General features: G+C 70.5%; 18 protein-coding genes. 13 read left to right on the plus strand and 5 right to left on the minus strand.

Annotation, left to right across the window (positions count from 1 at the left end):
- Positions 1-19 precede the first annotated feature (19 nt).
- Together HNR51_RS14745 and HNR51_RS14750 are read left to right on the plus strand one after the other, a co-directional pair.
- On the plus strand, positions 20-253 hold the full coding sequence (locus HNR51_RS14745; RefSeq protein WP_182555423.1) for an FCD domain-containing protein: 234 nt from the start codon (positions 20-22) through the stop codon (positions 251-253).
- Between the two features lie 200 nt (positions 254-453).
- A complete protein-coding gene (locus tag HNR51_RS14750; RefSeq protein ID WP_182555424.1) occupies positions 454-1,818 on the plus strand; it encodes a cytochrome P450 in 1,365 nt (454 codons plus the stop codon).
- A 19-nt stretch (positions 1,819-1,837) separates the two neighbouring features.
- Here the strand turns inward: HNR51_RS14750 and HNR51_RS14755 are convergent, their stop codons facing one another.
- Positions 1,838-2,398, minus strand: coding sequence for a TetR/AcrR family transcriptional regulator (locus tag HNR51_RS14755; RefSeq protein ID WP_012453142.1), 561 nt, complete (start codon positions 2,396-2,398; stop codon positions 1,838-1,840).
- A gap of 109 nt (positions 2,399-2,507) precedes the next feature.
- Here HNR51_RS14755 and HNR51_RS14760 point away from each other — a divergent pair, with 109 nt between their 5' ends.
- Entirely contained in the window at positions 2,508-3,797 is a 1,290-nt protein-coding gene (locus tag HNR51_RS14760; RefSeq protein WP_182555425.1) for an MFS transporter, read from the plus strand.
- A gap of 98 nt (positions 3,798-3,895) precedes the next feature.
- On the opposite strand, the gene minE is transcribed toward HNR51_RS14760, so the two are convergent.
- Genes minE through minC (HNR51_RS14775) form a run of 3 tightly spaced genes read right to left on the minus strand, consistent with a single transcriptional unit; the run spans position 3,896 to position 5,655 of the window.
- Complete coding sequence (gene minE, locus HNR51_RS14765) at positions 3,896-4,192, minus strand: cell division topological specificity factor MinE (RefSeq protein ID WP_012453140.1); 297 nt, start codon at positions 4,190-4,192, stop codon at positions 3,896-3,898.
- A complete protein-coding gene (gene minD, locus HNR51_RS14770) occupies positions 4,189-5,004 on the minus strand; it encodes a septum site-determining protein MinD (protein ID WP_012453139.1) in 816 nt (271 codons plus the stop codon). Before minD ends, minE begins: the two co-directional genes overlap by 4 nt.
- 12 nt (positions 5,005-5,016) lie before the next feature.
- Entirely contained in the window at positions 5,017-5,655 is a 639-nt protein-coding gene (gene minC, locus HNR51_RS14775) for a septum site-determining protein MinC (RefSeq protein WP_012453138.1), read from the minus strand.
- A gap of 420 nt (positions 5,656-6,075) precedes the next feature.
- Between minC (HNR51_RS14775) and HNR51_RS14780 the strand changes: the two genes are divergently transcribed.
- Positions 6,076-7,764 (plus strand): CHASE3 domain-containing protein, encoded by a 1,689-nt coding sequence (locus HNR51_RS14780; RefSeq protein ID WP_182555426.1) that lies wholly within the window; start codon positions 6,076-6,078, stop codon positions 7,762-7,764.
- 183 nt (positions 7,765-7,947) lie between these two features.
- Here the strand turns inward: HNR51_RS14780 and typA are convergent, their stop codons facing one another.
- On the minus strand, positions 7,948-9,774 hold the full coding sequence (typA, locus tag HNR51_RS14785) for a translational GTPase TypA (RefSeq protein ID WP_012453136.1): 1,827 nt from the start codon (positions 9,772-9,774) through the stop codon (positions 7,948-7,950).
- 336 nt (positions 9,775-10,110) lie between these two features.
- Between typA and HNR51_RS14790 the strand changes: the two genes are divergently transcribed.
- The 9 genes from HNR51_RS14790 (at position 10,111) to HNR51_RS14830 (ending at position 20,738) form a co-directional block, all read left to right on the plus strand.
- Positions 10,111-11,442 carry a DUF2254 domain-containing protein gene (locus tag HNR51_RS14790; RefSeq protein WP_182555427.1) on the plus strand — a complete coding sequence of 444 codons (1,332 nt, stop codon included), beginning with the start codon at positions 10,111-10,113 and terminating at the stop codon, positions 11,440-11,442.
- Between the two features lie 115 nt (positions 11,443-11,557).
- A complete protein-coding gene (gene minC, locus HNR51_RS14795) occupies positions 11,558-12,304 on the plus strand; it encodes a septum site-determining protein MinC (RefSeq protein ID WP_182555428.1) in 747 nt (248 codons plus the stop codon).
- Between the two features lie 263 nt (positions 12,305-12,567).
- Positions 12,568-13,548 (plus strand): ABC transporter substrate-binding protein, encoded by a 981-nt coding sequence (locus HNR51_RS14800; protein WP_182555429.1) that lies wholly within the window; start codon positions 12,568-12,570, stop codon positions 13,546-13,548.
- 10 nt (positions 13,549-13,558) lie between these two features.
- Positions 13,559-14,380 carry an ABC transporter permease gene (locus tag HNR51_RS14805; RefSeq protein WP_012453132.1) on the plus strand — a complete coding sequence of 274 codons (822 nt, stop codon included), beginning with the start codon at positions 13,559-13,561 and terminating at the stop codon, positions 14,378-14,380.
- A gap of 8 nt (positions 14,381-14,388) precedes the next feature.
- Positions 14,389-15,252: an ABC transporter ATP-binding protein gene (locus HNR51_RS14810; protein WP_141950752.1), complete on the plus strand. Its 864-nt coding sequence runs from the start codon at positions 14,389-14,391 to the stop codon at positions 15,250-15,252.
- Between the two features lie 166 nt (positions 15,253-15,418).
- Positions 15,419-17,284 carry a sensor histidine kinase gene (locus HNR51_RS14815; protein ID WP_182555430.1) on the plus strand — a complete coding sequence of 622 codons (1,866 nt, stop codon included), beginning with the start codon at positions 15,419-15,421 and terminating at the stop codon, positions 17,282-17,284.
- Positions 17,274-18,650, plus strand: coding sequence for a sigma-54-dependent transcriptional regulator (locus tag HNR51_RS14820; protein ID WP_182555431.1), 1,377 nt, complete (start codon positions 17,274-17,276; stop codon positions 18,648-18,650). Before HNR51_RS14815 ends, HNR51_RS14820 begins: the two co-directional genes overlap by 11 nt.
- Before the next feature lie 31 nt (positions 18,651-18,681).
- Positions 18,682-19,512: a beta-keto acid cleavage family enzyme gene (locus HNR51_RS14825; RefSeq protein WP_182555432.1), complete on the plus strand. Its 831-nt coding sequence runs from the start codon at positions 18,682-18,684 to the stop codon at positions 19,510-19,512.
- A 326-nt stretch (positions 19,513-19,838) separates the two neighbouring features.
- Positions 19,839-20,738, plus strand: coding sequence for a transporter (locus HNR51_RS14830; protein WP_182555433.1), 900 nt, complete (start codon positions 19,839-19,841; stop codon positions 20,736-20,738).
- The last annotated feature ends 64 nt before the right edge of the window (positions 20,739-20,802 follow it).

A 20,802-nucleotide genomic window follows, 5' to 3' on the forward strand; every position in this document is an offset into this window, starting at 1 on the left:
GGCTGGCTCCTCGGCGGTCTTGAGGCGGTTCACCCGGCCCGAGACCCGCGATCGGTTCCGGGCGCAGCACCGGGCGATCTGCGAGAGCGTGATGGCGGGCGATGTGGAGGCGGCCGGCGAGGCCGCCGAGGCGCATATCCACGCCACTCATCAGGCGCTGGCCGAGGTCAGGGAGGCCGAAGCCCGCCTCCAGGTCTTCCTTCGCCGTCTCAACGGCGGCCACGTGTCGGCCCGTCGCAAAGGCGACCGATAGGCTGCGGTCACGGTGCCGTCGCGCTCGGTGCCGGCTGAACGGCCACGGGTTTCCCGGACGGCCCCAACGCCTGAGAGGGAGGAGCCGTGACGATGCCAAGGCCCCCGTCCGCTCCCGATTGCAACGCGATCGGCAGCGGCTCTAGAACGCGTCTCGACCACCCGTTCGGCTCCCGTTCGGGGCGTGCATAGGATCGAGGAATGGACATGCAGGCTCCGCCCGCGGGCGCGGTGCCGCGCCTGGTGCCGCCGGTGCCGGCGCCGCCGGAGCGGGAACTGCCGACCCTGCGCTTCATCGCGGCGATGCGGGTCAACGGCATCGACTGCTGGCCGGCCTCCGCCTACGAGGCCCCCTTGCGCCGCCGCCGTCTGTTCGGGCGCACCCGCTTTACCGTGAGCGATCCGGATCTCGTGCGGCATGTGCTGGTCGACAATGCCGCCAACTATGCGCGCACCCCGATCACCATCCGCATGCTGCGGCCGATGCTGGGCGACGGCCTGCTCATCAGCGAGGGGACGGCATGGCGCCACCAGCGGCGGACGCTGGCGCCCGCCTTCACCCCGCGGGCGGTGGAGACGCTGGTGCCCCACATCCTCTCGGCCAGCGACGAGGCGGTCGCCGCCCTCGAAGGACCGGCGGCGCGGGGGCCGGTCGATCTGTTCGCCGCGCTCCAGCGGCTCGCCCTGGAGATCGCCGGGCGCACGATGTTCTCCGTCGGCATGGCGGACCACGGCGACCGCCTGCGCGGCTTCCTCGAAGCCTACGCCGCCCGGCTCGGGCGCCCGCACCTGACCGACCTGCTCGTCCCCTTGCGCTTCGCCACGCCGCTCGACCGGGCCCGCGCCCGCTTCCGCCGCGACTGGGTCGCCTTCCTCGATGGCGTCATCGCCGATCGGGATCAGGGGCAGGACGGGCGGCATCAGGGGGAGGCGCGCGACCTGCTCGACCTCTTGCGCGCCGCCCGCGACCCGGAGACCGGCCGGGGCTTCTCGCACGAGGAGCTGCGCGATCAGGTCGCCACCATGATCCTGGCCGGGCACGAGACCACGGCGGTGACCCTGCTCTGGGCCTGCACCCTGCTCGCGCTCTCGCCGGCGACGCAAGCAGCGGTGGCCGCCGAGGCCGCGAGCGCGGAAAAGCCCTTCACCCGCGCGGTGATCGAGGAGACCCTGCGGCTCTACCCCTCCGCCTTCGTGCTGGCCCGCCGCGCGCTTCATGCGGACGTGCTCGGGGGAGAGCGCGTCGAGGCCGGCGACAGCGTGACGATCTCGCCCTGGCTGCTGCACCGGCATCGACGGCTCTGGCGCGATCCCGACGCCTTCGATCCCGGCCGCTTCCTGCCCGGCGCGCCGCCGGTGCCGCGCTTCGCCTACCTGCCGTTCGGGGCGGGACCGCGGGTCTGCATCGGCGCGGCCTTCGCGCTCACCGAGGCGACGCTCGCGCTGAGCCGCATCGTCGGGCATTTCCGGATCGAGCGGGCCGATGCCCGCCCGGTGCTCCCGGCGGCCGTGGTGACGACCCAGCCCGACCACGCTCCCGCCTTCCGGCTGACGCCCCGGGCCTGAGCGGAGACGAGGGGGGCGCCTACGAGGCCGGCGGCGCGGCGCGGGAGGCCCAGGCCTCCTGCTGCACCGAGCGCGCCAGGAGGTTCGAGCCGACCATCGCGGCGAACCGGCTCCGCAGGGGCTCCCCGGCCTCGGGCGTCGGATCGCCCTGCACGGCGTCGGCGAAGGTCTCGAACAGGGTCTGCACGCCCTCGCGGAACGCCCGCTGCACCGGATCCCCGCTGCCGCGGCGGGCGGCATCGGCCGCGAACGCGATCATCGGGCAGGTCCGGCTCGGCGGCCGGACCGACGCGTAGTGGTCGGCGATGGCGGCGGCGCCGTCGCGCCCCTCCGCCGCCGCCGTCCGGGCCACATCGCGCCAAGTCTCGGCGGCGCTGGCGAAGGCGAGTGCGCAGGCTTCCGCCGCCAGCGCATCCTTGCTGGCGAAGTGCTTGTAGAAGCCGCCCTGCGTCATCCCGGCCGCCTTCATCACGTCGGCGATGCCGACCGCCTCGATGCCGCGGGCACGAAACAGGTCGCTCGCGACCTGCACGATGCGGGCGCGGTTCTCCCCGGCCTGAACCCGGCTCGATCTCCCCATCAGGGCCCTCGAAAATAGAGGTTGCTGGAACGCTAGAGCTATTTTAGATGTCGGTTGCACGCTATTCAAGAGCCGCTTCGCTGGTGTCCCTCTCGAGGAGTTCGAGGCCATGCACACCGTCGCACCGACCCCGGAATCCGCCCGGCCGCATTACGGCTGGGTCGTCGTGGCCGTGACCTTCCTGACCATGCTGGTCACCGCCGGAGCCGTCGGTGCACCCGGCGTGCTGATCGCCCCGTTCGCGCGGGAGTTCGGATGGTCGAACGCGGAGATCTCCTCCGCGCTGGCCGTGCGCCTCGTCCTGTTCGGCCTGCTCGGCCCCTTCGCCGCCGCCTTCATGAACCGCTTCGGGGTCCGGCGTGTCGCGGCCGTGGCGCTGACCCTGATCGCGGCGGGCATCGCGGGCTCGCTGGCGATGACCGAGATCTGGCACCTCCTGCTGCTCTGGGGGTTCGTCGTCGGAATCGGCACCGGACTCACGGCGATGGTGCTCGGCGCCACCGTGGCGACGCGCTGGTTCGTGGCCCGGCGCGGCCTCGTGCTCGGTCTGCTCTCGGCCAGCACGGCGACGGGCCAGCTCGTCTTCCTGCCGCTGCTCGCGGCGCTCACCGAGCGCTACGGCTGGCGCGCGGCACTGGCCCTGATCCTCGCCATGCTCGCGGTCGCGGTGCTGGCCGTCCTGACCCTGATGCGCGACCGGCCCTCCGATCTCGGCTTGCGTCCCTACGGCGCGACGGCTGACGCGCCGCCGCCGCCCGCGCCCCAGAGCCTCGGGGCCATGCTCGCCTCGCCGCTGCTGGCGCTGCGCGAGGCCTCGACCTCGGTGACGTTCTGGGTGCTGTTCGGGACGTTCTTCGTCTGCGGCGCCAGCACCAACGGCCTCGTCCAGACGCATTTCGTCTCGCTGTGCGGCGATTACGGCATCGGCTCGGTCGCGGCGGCGGGGATGCTCGCCGTCATCGGCGTGTTCGACCTCGTCGGCACCATCGGATCGGGCTGGCTCTCCGACCGCTACGACGGCCGCTGGCTGCTGTTCTGGTATTACGGCCTGCGCGGCCTCTCGCTCCTGTTCCTGCCGTTCTCGGACTTCACCTTCTACGGCCTCTCCCTGTTCGCCGTGTTCTACGGCCTCGATTGGGTCGCGACCGTGCCGCCGACGGTGAAGCTCACCGCCGACCGGTTCGGCGAGCGCGCCAATCTCGTGTTCGGCTGGGTGTTCGCGGGCCACCAGCTCGGCGCCGCCTGCGCCGCCTACGGGGCCGGCTTCAGCCGCACCGTCTATGCGAGCTACCTGCCGGCCTTCTTCATCGCGGGAGGCTTATGCCTGATCGCCGCGGCGGCGCTGGTGCTGATCCGCGACCGCCGGCCCGCCGCCGTCGTCGCGGGGGCCGCGGCCTGAACCGTCGCGGCGCGCCGCCCCAAAACACGAACAGGCGACGAAAAAGCCCGCGGCATCGATCCGATGCCGCGGGCTTGCCGATGTTTCGAAACTCCGGTTCAGGCGATGGCGCGCTTGGCCTTCGGCTTGGCCTTCGAGATCGCGTCGACGGGGAATTCGATGTCGACGCCGAGCGTCGAGACGCCCTCGCCGCGCTCCAGCTTGATCTGCACCTTGTCGCGCTCGACCGTCACGTGCTTGGCGATCACGTTCAGGATCTCTTCGCGCAGGGTGATGATCAGGTCGGGCCGACCCGTCTCCGAACGCTCCGCGCGCTCGTGTGCCAGGATCAGCTGCAGGCGCTCGCGGGCGACGGAACTCGACCCGCGCGGTTTGAGGAAGGTCAGAACGCTCATGCGGCCCTCCGTGTGAACAGCTTGTTGATCAGGGATTTGCGGTCGGAGGGGATCGCCATCGGCACGGTCTCGCCCTTCAGGCGACGCACGGCATCGATGTAGGCGCGCGACGGCGCGCAGAGCGGGTTGTTGAGCGTCACCGGGCAGCCGACGTTCGAGGCGCGCAGGACTTCGAGGCTCTCCGGGATGATGGCCAGCAACGGGATCGAGAGGATCTCGAGCACGTCGTCGACCTTGAGCATGTCGCCGCGGTCGGCGCGGGCCGGGTCGAAGCGGGTGAGGATCAGGTGCTTCTCGATCGAGTCGCCGCGCTCGGCGCGCACGGTCTTGGAATCGAGGAGACCGATGATCCGGTCGCTATCGCGCACCGAGGAGACCTCGGGATTGGTGACGACCACGGCGACGTCGGCATGGCGCATGGCCAGCTGGGCGCCGCGCTCGATCCCGGCGGGGCTGTCGCAGACGATCCAGTCGAACTTCTCGCGCAGCTCGCCCATCACCCGCTCGACGCCCTCGTCGGTGAGCGCGTCCTTGTCGCGGGTCTGGGAGGCCGGCAGCAGGGAGAGGTTTTCCAGGCGCTTGTCGCGGATCAGCGCCTGCGGCAGCTTGGCGTCGCCGTTGGTGACGTTGATCAGGTCGTAGACCACGCGCCGCTCGGCGCCCATGATCAGGTCGAGGTTGCGCAGGCCGACGTCGAAATCGACCACGCAGACCTTCTCGCCGGCCTGCGCCAGCGCCGCACCGAGCGCTGCCGTCGTGGTGGTCTTGCCGACGCCGCCCTTGCCGGACGTGACACAAAGAACCTTGGCCATTCTCGTTTCCCCTTAACCCAAGGCTGCGATCTTGATCGCGCCGCCGTCGGACCAGATCTGGACCGCTTGGCCGCGCAGGTGAGTGCCCATGTCCTCGGCCGTGCGGACGAGGCGGTCGATGCCGAGAAGCTCGGGCTCGAACTTGCGGCAGTAGATGCGTGCGCGGGGGTTGCGGGCGGCGCCCGCGATGGCCCGCCCGCGCAGGGCGCCGTAGACGTGGATGGAGCCGCCCGCGAGGATCTCGGCGCCCGAGGACACCGAGCCCATCACGGTCACGTCCCCCTCGCGGTGGACGATGCTCTGGCCGGAGCGCACCGAGCCCTCGATGGTGAGGGAGGACACGCCCGGCTTCTCTTCCTCGAACGCCGGCGCCTCGAAGCTGTCGCCGGCGGGACGCCCGGCGACGAGCCGCGGCGGGAGGTTCGAAGGCAGGGGGGCGTCCGCACCCTCGATGCCGAGGATGCGGAGCTTGCGCGCCGACAGCTCGGCGATCAGGCTCTCCAGCTCGGACGGCGCGGGTTTGAGGCCGGCGACGTCGAGGATCACGGCCCTGTCGTCGAACAGCGTGGCCGATCGCTTCAGGGCGCCGTCCAGGAGGGCAAGCCACTCGGCGAGGGGCGCTTCCGGCGTCAGCGAGACGGCGCGGAACACGCGGCCTCGCAGCGGCAGTGAAGGGCGGGTGGGAGCGGGGCTGGTCACGGGCGTTGACGTTTCCTTACCGACGCGCCCATTGACCGCCGGGATGGTTACCGGAGGGTTAATTTTTAAGCGCACCGGGCAAGAATTGCCGGGCAAGATGTTTCCACCGCATCGACATCTTCCGTAAAACGTCTGACATTTCAGGCGTTTGTCCGAAACGGGCCGCTGGAAACATTCCATAAGCCGGTCCCTGTCCCCGGGGATCGCCGGATCCTGTGATCGGCGCGAATCACGCGGGGGTGGCGCATCCCATGCGCTCCTCGTGAGGTTGTTTCGCGCCTTCGGCGATTAACCTGAATTTAGCGGCTGAGAGACAATCAAATTGAGCAAGCGCGGCCGCCGTGCGGCGCATTCACTGCTTAGGTCGAGTCTATGCGGGCCCTAACCAATCTTCCCGTCGTCGCCAAACTTGTCTTGGTTTTTGCTCTCGTCATCGCCGCCGTCTCGGGCTCCTCCTTCACGAGCTGGCGCAGCCTCGGCACGATCGAGGAGTCGAATCGCTGGCGCGATCACAGCTACGAGGTTCTGCTTCAGCTCGATCGGCTCACCGGTGCCCTGGTGGATCAGGAGACCGGTCTGCGCGGCTATCTGATCTCGGCCGATCCCTCTTTCCTCGAGCCGTACAATTCGGGCGCCAAGACCTATGGCGAGACGCTGAGGCGGCTGCGCGGCCTCGTGTCCGACAACCCGCAGCAGGTGAGCCGGCTCGACGCACTCGATGCGGCGACCCGTCAATGGATCGGAGACGTCGCCGAGCGCGAGATCGCCCTGATGCGCAACGAGGCGACCCAGGCGCAGGCGCGTCAGATCGAGGCGTCCGGTGCGGGCAAGAGCGCCATGGACGCGGTGCGCAAGGCCGCCGCCGAGATCGCGAGTTCCGAGACCAGCTTGCTGGAAGTCCGTGCCGCCACCGTGAAGGACGCGGCCGCGTCGTCCCGCTTCGCCGTCGGCGCCGGCTTCGTCGCCCTCCTCGTCGTGGCCGGGCTCGGGATCCTGGTGCTGAACGGCTTCGTCTCCCGCCCGGTCCGCCGGATGACCGCGCTGATGGGCCGCCTCGCGGAAGGAGACGCGAGCGTCGAGATCCCCTTCCGCGAGCGCCGCGAGGAGGTCGGGGCCATGGCGAACGCGGTGCAGGTGTTCAAGGACAACCTGATCCGCACCCGCGCCCTGGAAGAGGAGACGGCGCTGGCGCGGGCCGGTGCCGAGGCGCAGCGCAAGGCGGCGATGCGCGAGATGGCCGACAACTTCGAGCGGGCGGTGAGCAGCATCGTCGGTGCGGTGTCCTCCGCCGCCACGGAGCTGCAGGCGACCGCCGAGAGCATGGCCGGCACCGCCGCGCAGACGGCCGACCAATCCTCCGCCGCGGCCGCCGCTGCGGAAGAGGCCGCCACCAATGTCGGCACGGTCGCCGCGGCCGCCGAGGAACTCGGCGCCTCGGTGCAGGAGATCGCCCGGCAGGTCACCGGCTCGACGAGCCTGGCACAGAAGGCCGTGGTCGAGGCCGAGGGCACCGCCCAGCTCGTGCAGGATCTGAGCGCGGCCGCCGCCAAGATCGGCGACGTGGTGGGCCTGATCTCCACCATTGCCGGCCAGACCAACCTGCTGGCGCTCAACGCCACCATCGAGGCGGCCCGCGCCGGCGAGGCGGGGCGCGGCTTCGCGGTGGTCGCCGCCGAGGTCAAGGAACTCGCCAACCAGACGGCGCGGGCGACCGACGAGATCTCGGGTCAGATCGGTCAGGTGCAGTCCATCACCGGTCAGGCGGTCACGGCCATCGCCGACATCGCCACGCGCATCCGCGAGATTGACGGGCTCGCCGGCACCATCGCCGCGGCGGTGGAGGAGCAGGGCGCGGCGACGCAGGAGATCGTGCGCAACGTCTCCGAGGCATCCGCCGGCACCGGCGCGGTGACGGGCAATGTCGCCAGCGTCGCCTCGGCGGCCGAGGAGACCGGCGCGGCGGCGAGCCAAGTGCTGACCTCGGCCTCCGAACTGTCGCGCCAGTCCGAGCATCTCGACGGACAGGTCCGCCACTTCCTCCAGACCATCCGGGCGGCCTGACCACGACCCTGCCGGGTTACCGGGGGATCGATCCGGGCCCGGCGCATCCCCTCTCCCCGCACGCGGGGGGAGGGGGAGCCGGCGATCCCAACACGCCTTCTTCGGATCACGGAACGTCCACGAAAAAGGCCCCGATGCGTCCACCGCATCGGGGCCTTTTGATTTTGCTCGAAGGGGCGAGGGTCAGCCCGTCAGCGCTTCCTTCGAACGCTCGAAGCGCTTGCGCTCGTTCGGATCGAGGTGGATCTTGCGCAGGCGGATCGACTTCGGCGTGACTTCCATCAGCTCGTCGTCCTGAATCCAGGCCAGCGCCTTCTCCAGCGTCATCCGGATCGGCGGCGTCAGGCGCACGGCCTCGTCCTTCGAGGTGGTGCGGATGTTGGTAAGCTTCTTGCCCTTGAGCACGTTCACCTCGAGGTCGTTCTCGCGGTTGTGCTCGCCGACGATCATGCCCTGGTACACCTTGGCGCCGGGCTCGATCATCATCGGGCCGCGGTCCTCGAGGTTCCACATGGCGTAGGCCACGGCCTCACCCTTGTCGTTCGAGATCAGCACGCCGTTGCGGCGGCCGGCGATCTCGCCCTTGTAGGGCTCGTAGGCCTTGAACAGGCGGTTCATGATTGCGGTGCCGCGGGTGTCGGTCATCAGCTCGCCCTGGTAGCCGATGAGGCCGCGGGTCGGCGCGTGGAAGACGAGCCGGAGCCGGTTGCCGCCCGAGGGCCGCATCTCGATCATCTCGGCCTTGCGCTCGGACATCTTCTGCACGACGACGCCCGAGTATTCCTCGTCGACGTCGATCACGACTTCCTCGACCGGCTCCAGGATCTCGCCGGCCTCGTCCTTCTCCAGGACGACGCGTGGCCGGGACACGGCGATCTCGAAGCCCTCGCGGCGCATGGTCTCGATCAGGATCGAGAGCTGCAGCTCGCCGCGGCCGGAGACGTAGAACGAGTCCTTATCGGCGGCTTCCTCGATCTTGAGCGTGACGTTGCCCTCGGCCTCCTTGAACAGGCGGTCGCGGATCATGCGGCTCGTGACCTTGTCGCCCTCGGTGCCGGCCAGCGGCGAGTCGTTGACGATGAAGGACATGGTGACGGTCGGCGGGTCGATCGGCTGGGCCTGGATCGGCTCGTTGACGGCCGGATCACAGAAGGTGTCGGCCACGGTGCCCTTGAGCAGACCGGCGATGGAGACGATGTCGCCGGCCTCGCCGACGTCGATGGGAGCCCGCTCAAGGCCGCGGAAGGCGAGGATCTTCGAGACGCGGCCGGTCTCCACGACCTTGCCGTCCCGCGAGAGCACCTTGATCGATTGGTTCGGCTTCACCGTGCCCGAGGCGATGCGCCCGGTGATGATGCGGCCGAGGAACGGGTTGGCTTCGAGCAGCGTGCCGAGCATCCGGAACGGGCCGTCCTCGACGCGGGCCTGCGGCACGTGCTTGAGCACGAGGTCGAACAGCGGCGCGAGGCCGACATCCGGCGAGGCGTCGGGGGAATCGGCCATCCAGCCGTTGCGGCCGGAGCCGTAGAGGATCGGGAAGTCGAGCTGCTCGTCGGTGGCGTCGAGCGCCGCGAACAGGTCGAACACCTCGTTGACGACCTCGTTGATGCGCGCGTCCGGCCGGTCGACCTTGTTGATGGCCACGATCGGGCGAAGCCCGATCTTGAGCGCCTTGCCGACCACGAACTTGGTCTGCGGCATCGGCCCTTCCGCGGCATCGACGAGCACGATCACGCCGTCGACCATCGAGAGGATGCGCTCGACCTCGCCGCCGAAATCGGCGTGGCCGGGGGTGTCGACGATGTTGACGCGGGTGTCCTGCCAGACGACCGAGGTCGCCTTGGCGAGGATGGTGATGCCGCGCTCCTTCTCGAGGTCGTTCGAGTCCATCGCCCGCTCCTCGACCCGCTGGTTTTCGCGGAAGGTGCCGGACTGCTGGAGCAGCTTGTCGACCAGCGTCGTCTTGCCGTGGTCGACGTGGGCGATGATGGCGATGTTGCGCAGCTTCATCGAGGGTCTCGAAAACGTTCGGAAACGTGGAGCCCGGCCATAAAGCGGCGTGTCGCGGGCCGTGCTTCGACGGTCGTGACGCCAGGGTACGGATTCGGGCGGTATCGCGTCGCAATATAAGGTGTCGCCCGATCCGGCAAGTGCGCACCGCGCCTTGCCTGAGCGGGACAGCCATGTCCGTGCATCGATGCCGGTGCGTCGATCGCGCGGCCTCGGCCCGCTCCGCGCCCGCGCGCCGAAGCCATCCCCTTCGCCCATCACACGGATCTCCGGGGCGGAGGCCCGCGCGTGGTAAGCGGTGACGGACGCCGACGTCACAGGGGAAAAGGATCGGACATGCCGCGCTGGCGATGGTTGATGGCGCAACTGACGCGCCGCCTGTGGGTGCGGGCCAGCTTGATCGGCCTCATGGGCATCCTGACCGCGATCCTCGCCGCCGTCGTGGACAGCCACCTGCCCTTCACGATCCCCGGCACGATCAGCGCCGACGCCCTCGACAGCATCCTCACCGTGATCGCCTCGAGCATGCTGACTGTCACCACCTTCTCGCTGAACGTGATGGTCTCCGCCTACGGATCGGCCACGAGCAACGTCACGCCCCGCGCCACGACGCTGCTGATCGAGGACCGGCTGACCCAGACCGTCCTCTCGACCTTCCTCGGCTCGTTCCTGTTCGGCATCGTCGGCCTCGTCGTGTCGAAGACCGGCGCCTACGGCGAGCAGGGCCGGTCCATCCTGTTCGTGGTGACGATCGCCGTCATCGCCCTGATCGTGATCGCGCTGCTGCGTTGGATCGACCACCTGACCCGCCTCGGCCGCGTCGGGCAGACGACCGACCGGGTCGAGGCGGCGGCCCGCGCGGCGATCCGGGCGCGGCTGCGGGAGCCCTTTCTCGGCGGCGCGCCGCTGCGCGATCCGGGGCGGCAGATCCCGGCCGCGGCCGTTCCCGTGACGACGGAGGCGATCGGCTACGTCCAGCACATCGACATGCCGGCCCTGTCCGCGCTCTGCGAGGCGCGGGATGCGGAGGTCTACGTGGCGGCGGTTCCCGGGACGTTCGTCTACCCGCACACGCCCCTGGCACGGCTGCGGATCAGGGCCGGCGGAGAGGCCGGACGGGCGGAGGCCGAGGAGCTGTGTCGCGCCGTCGGCGCCGTGTTCTCCGTGGGCGGCGAGCGTTCCTTCGATCAGGATCCGCGCTTCGGCCTCGCGGTGATGAGCGAGATCGGCTCACGCGCCCTGTCCCCGGCCACGAACGATCCGGGCACGGCGATCGACGTGCTGGGCCGCTCGACCCGCCTGCTCTGCCTCTGGGCCCGCGGCTGCGACGCGGGCGAGGGCGGCGGTGAGAGCGAGGCCCCGAAATATCCCCGCGTCCACGTCCCGCCCCTCGACACCGCCGACCTCGTCGAGGACGCCTTCATGCTGATGGCGCGCGACGGGGCGGGGCTGATCGAGGTGCAGTTGCGCCTTCAGAAGGGGCTGGCGGCCCTGAGCCGGATGGGAGACGACGCGCTCACGGCGGCGGCCCGGCAACAATCCCGCATGGCCCTGGAGCGGGCCGAGGCCGCACTCGCCCTCGATGCCGACAGGAACCGCCTGCGCGACCTCGTCCGCGCGCTCGATGCCGACGATGCGCCGGTCGAAGCCCCGGGCGGGCGCGCCTGACGGTCGGAGGCGCGGGGCGGGCGCGTTTGCTGTTGAGGAGCCCGCGACCCCGCGCGGAGCGGCCCGCGATCTGCCATAAGCTGTCCGGAATGATCCACCTGCCGCGAATCCGCCCGTGACCGACCGTCCCCCGATCCGCTTCCGCGGCCGCTCCTTCCTGGCGATGGTGCTGGCCCCCGTGCCGCCGGTCGACCAGTGGCTCGCCGAACTCGACGCGCTGAAGCAGCGCGCGCCCGCCTTCTTCTCGGTGCGGGCGATCATCCTCGACGTGACGGGCCTGCGCTTTGAGCGTTCGGACCTCGCCCATCTCTGCGAGGAGCTGAACCGGCGCTCGATCACCATCCTCGGCATCGAGGGGATCGGGCCGACCTCGCTCGGACCGGGCTTCCCGCCGCCGCTGGTGGGCGGCAAGCCGGTCGAGGACATCGCGCCGCCCGAGCCCGGCGCCGCCGCTCCCGCTCCTGCCGAGGCACCCGCGGCCGAGGCCTCTGCGGCCGCCCCGGCGCTGGTGGCGCCCGCGAGCCCGCCCCGGCCGCGCTCCTTCGTCCTCGACGCGCCGGTGCGCTCGGGGCAGGTGATCCAGCATCTCGACGGCGACGTCACCGTGCTCGGCTCGGTGGCCTCCGGCGCGGAGGTGATCGCGGGCGGCTCGATCCACGTCTACGGCGCCCTGCGCGGCCGGGCGATCGCCGGGGCCGTGGGCGACCCCGCCGCGCGCATCCTCGCCCGGAAGTTCGAGCCGGAACTCATTGCCATCGACGGCCTTTACAAGACCGCCGACGACCTCGGCGGCAGCCGCTGGGGCCAGTCGGTCCAGGCGCGGCTCGAAGGCGACGCCATCGTCCTCGTCCCGCTCGACTGACCCGGCGCGCCCCGTACGGATGGGCCTGAGGGTTCGTCCATCACGAGCGCGTGCGCGTGGCGGTCATCCGCCGCTTTCGCAGCCTGGGCGGCGGAAATCCGCCACCTGCGCCGGCCCGCTAGGCTGAGCGAATCCGGAAATATCGTTCCGAAACAGGGTGTTGCGCGACAGCTGGCGCTGCCGGCATGGCTGGCATGCGCTCTGCAAAGAGGAGGGGACCATCCGCACCGGCCGCAGAGCCGGGCCATCCGGGAGACGCCCCCTTGCTCAGACGCCTTCATCTCACGGGCCGCCGTCTCGCGACGCTCGCCGTCGCGACCGCCGCGCTGCTCGCCCCGCTTCCGCTCTCCGCCCAGGAAGTGGTCCGCGTCGGCAACCTCAAGCTCGCCCACTTCGCCGGCGTCTCCTACGTCAAGGAGATCGCCAAGACCTGCGGCATCGCCGTCGATCTCAAGATCTTCGCCAAGGGCCCCGACATCATGCAGGCGATGCTCGCCGGCGAACTCGATGTCGGCGCCACCGCCTCGGAGGCCGCGATCTCGGCCCGCGGCAACGGCGCGCCCGTCACCATCGTCGGCGGCTTCGCCAAGGGCGGCGCCCGCCTGCTCGCGACGCCCGAATCCGGCATCAAGTCGGCGGCCGATCTCAAGGGGAAGAAGGTCGGCGTCACCCGCGGCTCGATCCAGGAGGTGCTGCTCGCGGCCGAGATGGCCAAGCACGGCCTTAAAAGCCGCGACGTCAACCTGATCTATCTCGGCTATCCCGACCTGAACCAGGCACTGCTGCAGAAGCAGGTCGATGCGATCATGCAGACCGAGCCGCAATCGGCCCAGGCCATCGCCCGCGGCTTCGGCGTCGAGGTGATCAAGCCCTACGACACGCCGGTCGGCTCGCCGATCCGCACGCTGGTGATGACCGAGAAGTTCTACGGCGAGAAGAAGCCCGTCGCGACGAAGTTCATGGAGTGCTTCGTCAAAGCGCAGAAGACCTTCATGGACGATCCGAAGGCCGCCGAGACCTTCGTCACCCAGGACGTGTTCAAGGGGCAGGTCACCGCCGCCGAGTTCCAGGAGGCGCTCGCCAACTCGCCCTACACCCTGGAGATGAGCGCCGACCACATCCAGAAGACCACCGACGTCATGGCCGAGCACGGCATCGGCAAGATGTCCAAGCCCGCCAAGGCCGCCGACTGGGTGAAGCTCGACCTGCTGGAGGCCGCCAAGGCTTCCGTCGGCACCAACTGAGGGCGCCGTCATGAACGCCACCCGCCTCAAACCCCTGGCCGAGGGCTTCGCGGTTCCCCTCGCCGTCCTCGTGATCTGGCAGCTCGCCTGCACCGCCGGCCTCGTCAACCCGATGGTGCTGCCCTCGCCCGCCGCCGTGGCCGCGCGCTGGTGGGCCTATCTCGCCCCGCTCGAAGCCTACGACCCGGCGCAGGGCTCGTGGTTCCTCTGGCTGTTCTCCGGCGAGATGCTGCACGACGCGCTGGCCTCGCTCTACCGCGTCGTCGTCGGCTTCCTCGTCGGCGCCGGTCTCGCCCTGCCGCTCGGCCTGTTCATGGGCACGAGCGACGTGATCTACCGCCACATCAATCCGTTGATGCAGGTGCTCCGTCCGATCCCGCCGATCGCCTACATCCCGCTCTCGATCCTGTGGTTCGGGCTCGGCAACGCGCCGGCCGTGTTCCTCATCGCCATCGGCGCCTTCTTCCCGGTGCTGATGAACACCATCGCGGGCGTGCGGCACGTGGACGGGATCTACATCCGCGCCGCCCGCAGCCTGGGCGCCAGCCGGATGACGATCTTCCGCCGGGTCATCCTGCCGGCGGCGACCCCCTACATCCTCTCGGGCGCGCGGATCGGCATCGGCACCGCCTTCATCGTGGTGATCGTGGCCGAGATGATCGCGGTCAACAACGGCCTCGGCTTCCGCATCCTGGAGGCGCGCGAATACTTCTGGTCCGACAAGATCATCGCCGGGATGCTGACCATCGGCGCGCTCGGCCTCATCATCGACATGGGCGTCAGCCGCCTCAACAACCACCTGCTCCGCTGGCACCGCGGCCTGGAATCGTGAGGGTGACCATGTCCGTGCAACCGCATCCCATCGCCGCCGTCACGCAGGACGCCGTGCCTGTCGCCGCCCCGCTCGCCGCCGCGCCTCACATCGTGATCACGGGCGTCGACAAGGTCTTCGCCGTTCCCGGCGGCGAGGTCGTCGCCCTCAAGGACATCGACCTCACCATCAACCGCGGCGAGTTCGTCTGCCTGCTCGGCCCCTCCGGCTGCGGGAAGTCGACCCTGCTCAACGCCATCGCCGGCTTCTCGCACCCGACCCGCGGCGGCATCACCGTGGAGGGCCGCACGGTCGCCGAGCCCGGCCCCGACCGGGGCATGGTGTTCCAGGAATACGCCTTGTTCCCCTGGATGAGCGTGGCGCAGAACATCGCCTTCGGTCTCGAGATCAAGGGCCTGGGCCGCGCCGCGATCGAGGCGCGGGTCGCCGACCTCCTCGAGATGCTCAAGCTCACCGAGTTCCGCGACCGCTTCCCCAAGGACCTGTCCGGCGGCATGCGCCAGCGCGTGGCGATCGCCCGCGTGCTGGCACTGGACAGCCCGGTGATGCTGATGGACGAGCCCTTCGGAGCGCTCGACGCCCTGACCCGCCGCTCGCTCCAAGACGAGTTGCTGCGGATCTGGGCGGCCACCGGCAAGACCATCGTCTTCGTCACCCACTCGATCGAGGAATCGATCTATCTCGCCGACCGCATCGTGGTGCTGACCTACCGCCCCGGCACGATCAAGCGCGACCTGCGGGTCGAGCTGCCGCGCCCGCGCGACAGCGCCTCGGCCGCCTTCAACGCCCTCAAGCGCGACCTTTCGGCCCTGGTCACCGCCGAGCAGCACCGCTTCGAGCAGGTGGAGATGAAGGGGCTGACGACGGATTGACGGCTGCCTGACGGGACCGCCGACGCGATTGGCGGTCCCGTCTCGCGGTGGTTAATCCTGTTCACGCCTTCAGGATGAGGGCGGAGGATGGGATCGACGAAGGTCGATCCACGTCCGATCACCGCTCCCCGAGACGCGCCGGCCCGAACCGGCGAAGCGAACCGCCATGCCCATCCCCCGCGCCACCGCCGCGCGCGCCCTGATCCTCGCGGCCCTCGCGGTCGCGGCCGTCCTGGCCGTGCTCAAGGCCGGGGAGGTGGCGGAGGCGCGGGTGGCGGAGAGCCTCGCGGGCGATGCCCGCCAGCGGGCGGAGATCTATGCGCAGAGCCTGGAGGGCGCCATCGAGCGCTTCGGTTTCCTGCCGGCGGCGGCGGCGCTCGATCCGCGGGTGCGCGGATTGCTGGCTGCGCCCGACGACCCGTCGCAGGTCGCCACCGTCAACGCCTATCTCAAGCGGCTGAGCCGCGACGCGGGGGCCGGCGTCGTCTACCTGCTGATCCCCTCCGGGCTCACCATCGCCGCCTCGAACTGGGACACGCCCCAGACCTATCTCGGCCAGGACTTCTCCTATCGTCCCTACTTCACGGAGGCGCTCGGCGGACGCACCGGGCGCTTCTACGCCATCGGCACGCTGACCGGCGTGCCCGGCTACTTCATCAGCGCGCCGGTCATCATCGACGGCACGGTGCGCGGCGTGGTCGCGACCAAGGTCAGCCTCGATTCCGTCGAGGCGATCTGGCGCGAGGGCACCGACCGGGTGCTCGTGGCGGATGCCAACGGCATCGTCTTCCTCGCCTCCGATCCGGGTCTCAAGTTCCGCGCGACGAAGCCGCTCGATGCCGCCGCCCGTGCGCGGATGGCGAGGTCGCGTCAGTACGGGCGCGACGACTACGCTCCGATCGATCGCGGCCACACGGAGATCGTCGGCGGCGTGCCGCTGGTCAGCCGCTCTGAGGCGGCGCCGCAGACCCGCGCCCTGTTCGAGGAGGCGAGCCTGCCGGCCTATGGCTGGACGCTGCTGCTGTTCGCCGACGCGGGGCCGGTGGCCATCGCCGGGCGCAGCGCCCGGATCGGCGCGATCCTAGTGCTGGGACTGCTCGGCCTGATCGGCCTCTACGGGAGCCAGCACCTGCGCCGCGTGCGCGAGAACCGCGCGGCGCAGCGCGCGCTGGAGGCGGCGGTCGCGGATCGCACCGCCGACCTCAGCGCGGCCAATCTCCGGCTCGCGGGCGAGATCGAGGAGCGGACCCGCGCCGAGGGCGAGCTGCGCGAGGCGCAAGGGGAACTGGTCCAGGCGGCCAAGATGGCGACGCTGGGCCAGATGGCGGCGGGCATCACCCACGAACTGAACCAGCCGCTCGCCGCCCTGCGGGGCTTGGCCGACAACGCGGGCGCTTTCCTGCGGCAGGGGCGGGAGGCGGAGGCCGCCGCCAACCTCACCCGCATCGTCGCTCTGGTGGACCGGCTCGGCAAGATCACGGGGCAGTTGCGCAGCTTCTCCCGCCGCTCGGGGACGGAGCGGGTCGCCGTCGATGTCGGCGTCGCCGTCTCGGAGAGCCTCGCGATCCTGTCCGCCCGCATCCGCGACGCGGGGGCGCGGGTGACGACCGATCTCGATCCGGCGGCGCAGTGGGTGGTGTTCGAGCCGATCCGCCTGTCGCAGGTGCTGGTCAACCTCGTCGGCAACGCCCTTGATGCGGTGAAGGGCCGCCCCGGGGCCGAGGTCGCGGTGCGCGCCTGGGCCGGGGAGGGGCGGGTCGTTCTCAGCGTCGAGGACAACGGGCCGGGCCTCGATCGCGCGGCTCTGGCGCGCCTGTTCGAGCCGTTCTTCACCACCAAGCCGGCGGGGGAGGGGCTCGGCCTCGGCCTGCCGATCTCGCTCGCCATCGCCCGCGAGTTCGGCGCGAGCCTCCAGCCTCGGCCGATGCCCGGCGGCGGGCTCGCCTTCGATCTCGTGATGGACGTGGCCGGGAAGGCGGCTAAGGAGACCGCCGATACGCCCCGGCCGGAGAGGATGCGCCATGTTTCCTGAGGCGGAACTGCCCGAGGCCGAGCCGGTCGTGCCCCCTGCGCGGGTCGTGCTGATCGACGACGAGGCGATGGTCCGGCTTGCCATGGAGCAGGCGCTGCAGCTCGCCGGCCTCGCGGTCGAGGCCTACGAGAGCGCCGAGGCGGCGCTCCCGGCCATCACCCGCGACTTCTCTGGCATCGTCGTCAGCGACGTGCGCCTGCCGGGCCGCGACGGCCTCGCCCTCCTGGCCGAGATCCGCCGCCGCGACCCCGAATTGCCGGTGGTGCTCGTCACCGGCCACGGCGACATCGCCATGGCGGTCGCCGCCATGCGCGAGGGCGCCTACCATTTCATCGAGAAGCCCTTCGTCAACGAGGCCTTCGTCGAGGTGGTCCGCCGCGCCCTGGAGAAGCGGGCGCTGGTGACCGAGAACCGCCGCCTGCGCCACGCCCTCGACCGGGGCGACGCGCCCGGCGGCGCGGTGGAGCGCTGCCTCGTCGGCCAGTCGCCCGCCATGCGGCGGCTGCGGGACGACGTCGCCTCGCTCGCCTCCGCCGCCGCCGACGTGCTGGTGCTCGGCGAGACCGGGGCCGGCAAGGAGCAGGTCGCCCGCGCCCTGCACGAGGGCGGCCGCCGCCGGGACAAGCCGTTCGTCGCGATCAATTGCGGCGCAATCCCCGAGAGCATGTTCGAGAGCGAGATCTTCGGCCACGAGGCCGGCGCCTTCACCGGGGCGGGCAAGCGCCGCATCGGCAAGGTCGAGCACGCGAGCGGCGGCACCCTGTTCCTCGACGAGGTCGAGAGCATGCCGCTGGCGCTACAGGTGAAGCTGCTGCGGGTGCTGCAGGAGCGGCGCGTCGAGCGGCTCGGCTCCAATGCGAGCGTGCCGGTGGACCTGCGGGTGGTCGCCGCCACCAAGGAGGATCTCGACGCGCTCTCCGAGGCCGGGCGCTTCCGCCGCGACCTGTTCTTCCGCCTCAACGTCGTCACCCTGACCCTGCCGCCCCTGCGCGAACGGCGCGAGGACATCCCGCTGCTGTTCGAGCGCTTTCTCGTCCAGGCGGCGGTGAAGTACCAGCGCCCGGTGGTCGAGGTGCCGCCGTCCTTGCGCCGCTCGCTGATGCTCGCCGACTGGCCGGGCAACGTGCGCGAATTGAAGAACGCCGCCGAGCGGGCCGTGCTCGGTTTCCTCAGCCCGGATCTGGCCGGCGGTCCCGAGGCGGCGCCGGGGCTCGACGCCCTGCTCGACCGGGTGGAGCGCCTCGTCATCGAGGACGCGCTGAAGGCCTCCGGTCAGCGCATCGCCGAGGCCGCCCGGGCGCTCGGCCTGCCGCGCAAGACGCTCTCCGACCGCATGCGGCGCCTCGGCCTGAGCGCGGGCGACTGATTTTTTCCCCAAGTCCGGAGACCTTCCGTCCATGACGCATGATGCCGGCTGGCCGCCGCTCATCCTCGCCAATGCCCCGAACGGCGCCACCCGCACCAAGGCCGACCATCCGGCCCTGCCGATCACGGCCGCCGAGATCGCCCGCACCGCTGCCGAGATCGCGGAAGCCGGCGCGGCCCTGATCCACGTCCATGTCCGCGATCGGGCGGGCCGCCACCTCCTCGACGCCGAGGCGTATCGTGCGGTCACCGCCGCGATCCGTGCGGAGGTGGGCGACCGCCTCGTGGTGCAGATCACCTCGGAGGCCGCGGGGCGCTACCAGAGCCCGGAGCAGATGGCGGTGGTGCGGGCGACGCGGCCCGAGGCGGTGTCGCTGGCGCTGCGCGAGATCGTGCCCGATGCGGGCGCGGAAGAGGCGGCGGCGCAATTCTTTGCCTGGGCGCGGGCCGAGCGCGTTCTCCTCCAGATCATTCTCTACACGCCGGACGAAGTCACCCGTTACCGTGCGCTGAAAGCGCGCGGCGTTCTCGGCGCGGGCGAGGATTTCCCGCTCTTCGTGCTCGGCCGCTACACGCCCGGTCAGGTCTCCGTTCCCGCCGACCTGCTGCCCTTCCTCGCGGAGGCCGGGGAGAGCCTGCCGCTCTGGTCGATCTGCGCCTTCGGCCCGCGCGAGAATGCTTGCGCCCTGGCGGCGGCGGCGCTCGGCGGCCATGTGCGCGTCGGCTTCGAGAACAGCCTGCTCGCACCCGACGGAAGCCGGGCCGAGAGCAACGCCGCGCAGATGCGCCGCGCCGCGGACGGGGCCCGCCTGCTCGGTCGGCCGCTCGCCGATGCCGACACCGCGCGGGCGATGATGGCCTGACCGGTTCGGGAGCCTCCGCGGCACCCGACCCGGCCGTCTCCCGGATGTCACGGCCCGAAAGCGGGCATTCCGTGTGCCATTTCTATCAGTCCTGATCCGAGTACGATTGAGTAATAGCTTTTAACCCCGCCCCAGAAAGAAGACGGACGATAATTTTAGTCTGTTGCTTTGGATGAAATATGTAACAAGTCCGCGACTCCATCAATCAATGGGTCGCGGCTTGGCTGTACCCGTCCTTCCTTTCCACCCATGAAGGAGGCGCACGGATCGAGACACGCCGGAGCCGAGGACGGGCGGCTCACGCGGATCAGCAATGGGGAAGCGAGTTGCAGTTTGGACAGAAAGCGCGCCGCCACGCGCAGGTCGCGCTGTGTGCGTGTTTGGCCGGGATGCCGGCTTCGGCCCTGGCCCGTTCCGCCGCGCTCCCGGGCATCACCGTCGGTCTCCCGACGGGCTGGCAGGTCCCGGAGGGTGTCCAGATGAACCTGACGACCAGCTTCGCCGAGCGCGGGACGCTGCCGCGGGACAACCAGGGCAACAACAACCTCGTCGTCTTCCTCTGGGCGACTCCCTGGAAGGTGCTGGGCGGGCAGTTGCGATTGATCCAGTCGTTCCCGTTCAACGCGGTCAGCCCGCAGGAAGGGCCATGGCAGGCGGGCCTCGCCCAGCCGCTGACCACGGCGCAGGTCGCCTGGAAGATCGGTGACAATCTCGGCGTCAGTTACTTCCTCGGCGGCTTCTGGCCGAGCGACACGCTGTTCGCCCTTCGCTCCGCCTCGATCGCCCAGCGCTTCGCGATCAGCTATGTCGGCGACGGCTGGAACCTGACGGCCAACCTCCATTACGGGACGATGCTGGAGGAGAACTCGCCGACCGGCGTGCACTATTCCGATTACATGAACCTCGACCTGACCGCGACCAAGCGGTTCGGCAAGTGGCAGTTCGGCGCCGTCGCCTTCGGCTCGACCGATCTGCCGACGAACCGGCCGGGCTACCGGCCCGTGGGACAGGTCGCGGCAGGGGCACTGGTCGGCTACGCCTTCGAGAAGTTCACGGTCCAGACCTTCGTCACCCGCGACATTGCCCAGCGCAATCTCGGCGGCGAGGAAACCCGCGCGTGGCTGCGCTTCCTCGTGCCGCTCTGGCGCCCGGACAACGATCAGGTTCCGAACCGCGTCACCGTCCGGCGCAACAGCGATGCGGGCCCGCCGGTGGCGGGGCGCTGACCGCGGGGGCGAGCACCGGAAGCCTTCGCCGGCGTGGAGACCGCTTCGGCGCGAGCGGGGTGGG

Origin of the sequence: Methylorubrum thiocyanatum (assembly GCA_014138645.1) — a bacterium.
GTDB lineage: Bacteria > Pseudomonadota > Alphaproteobacteria > Rhizobiales > Beijerinckiaceae > Methylobacterium > Methylobacterium thiocyanatum.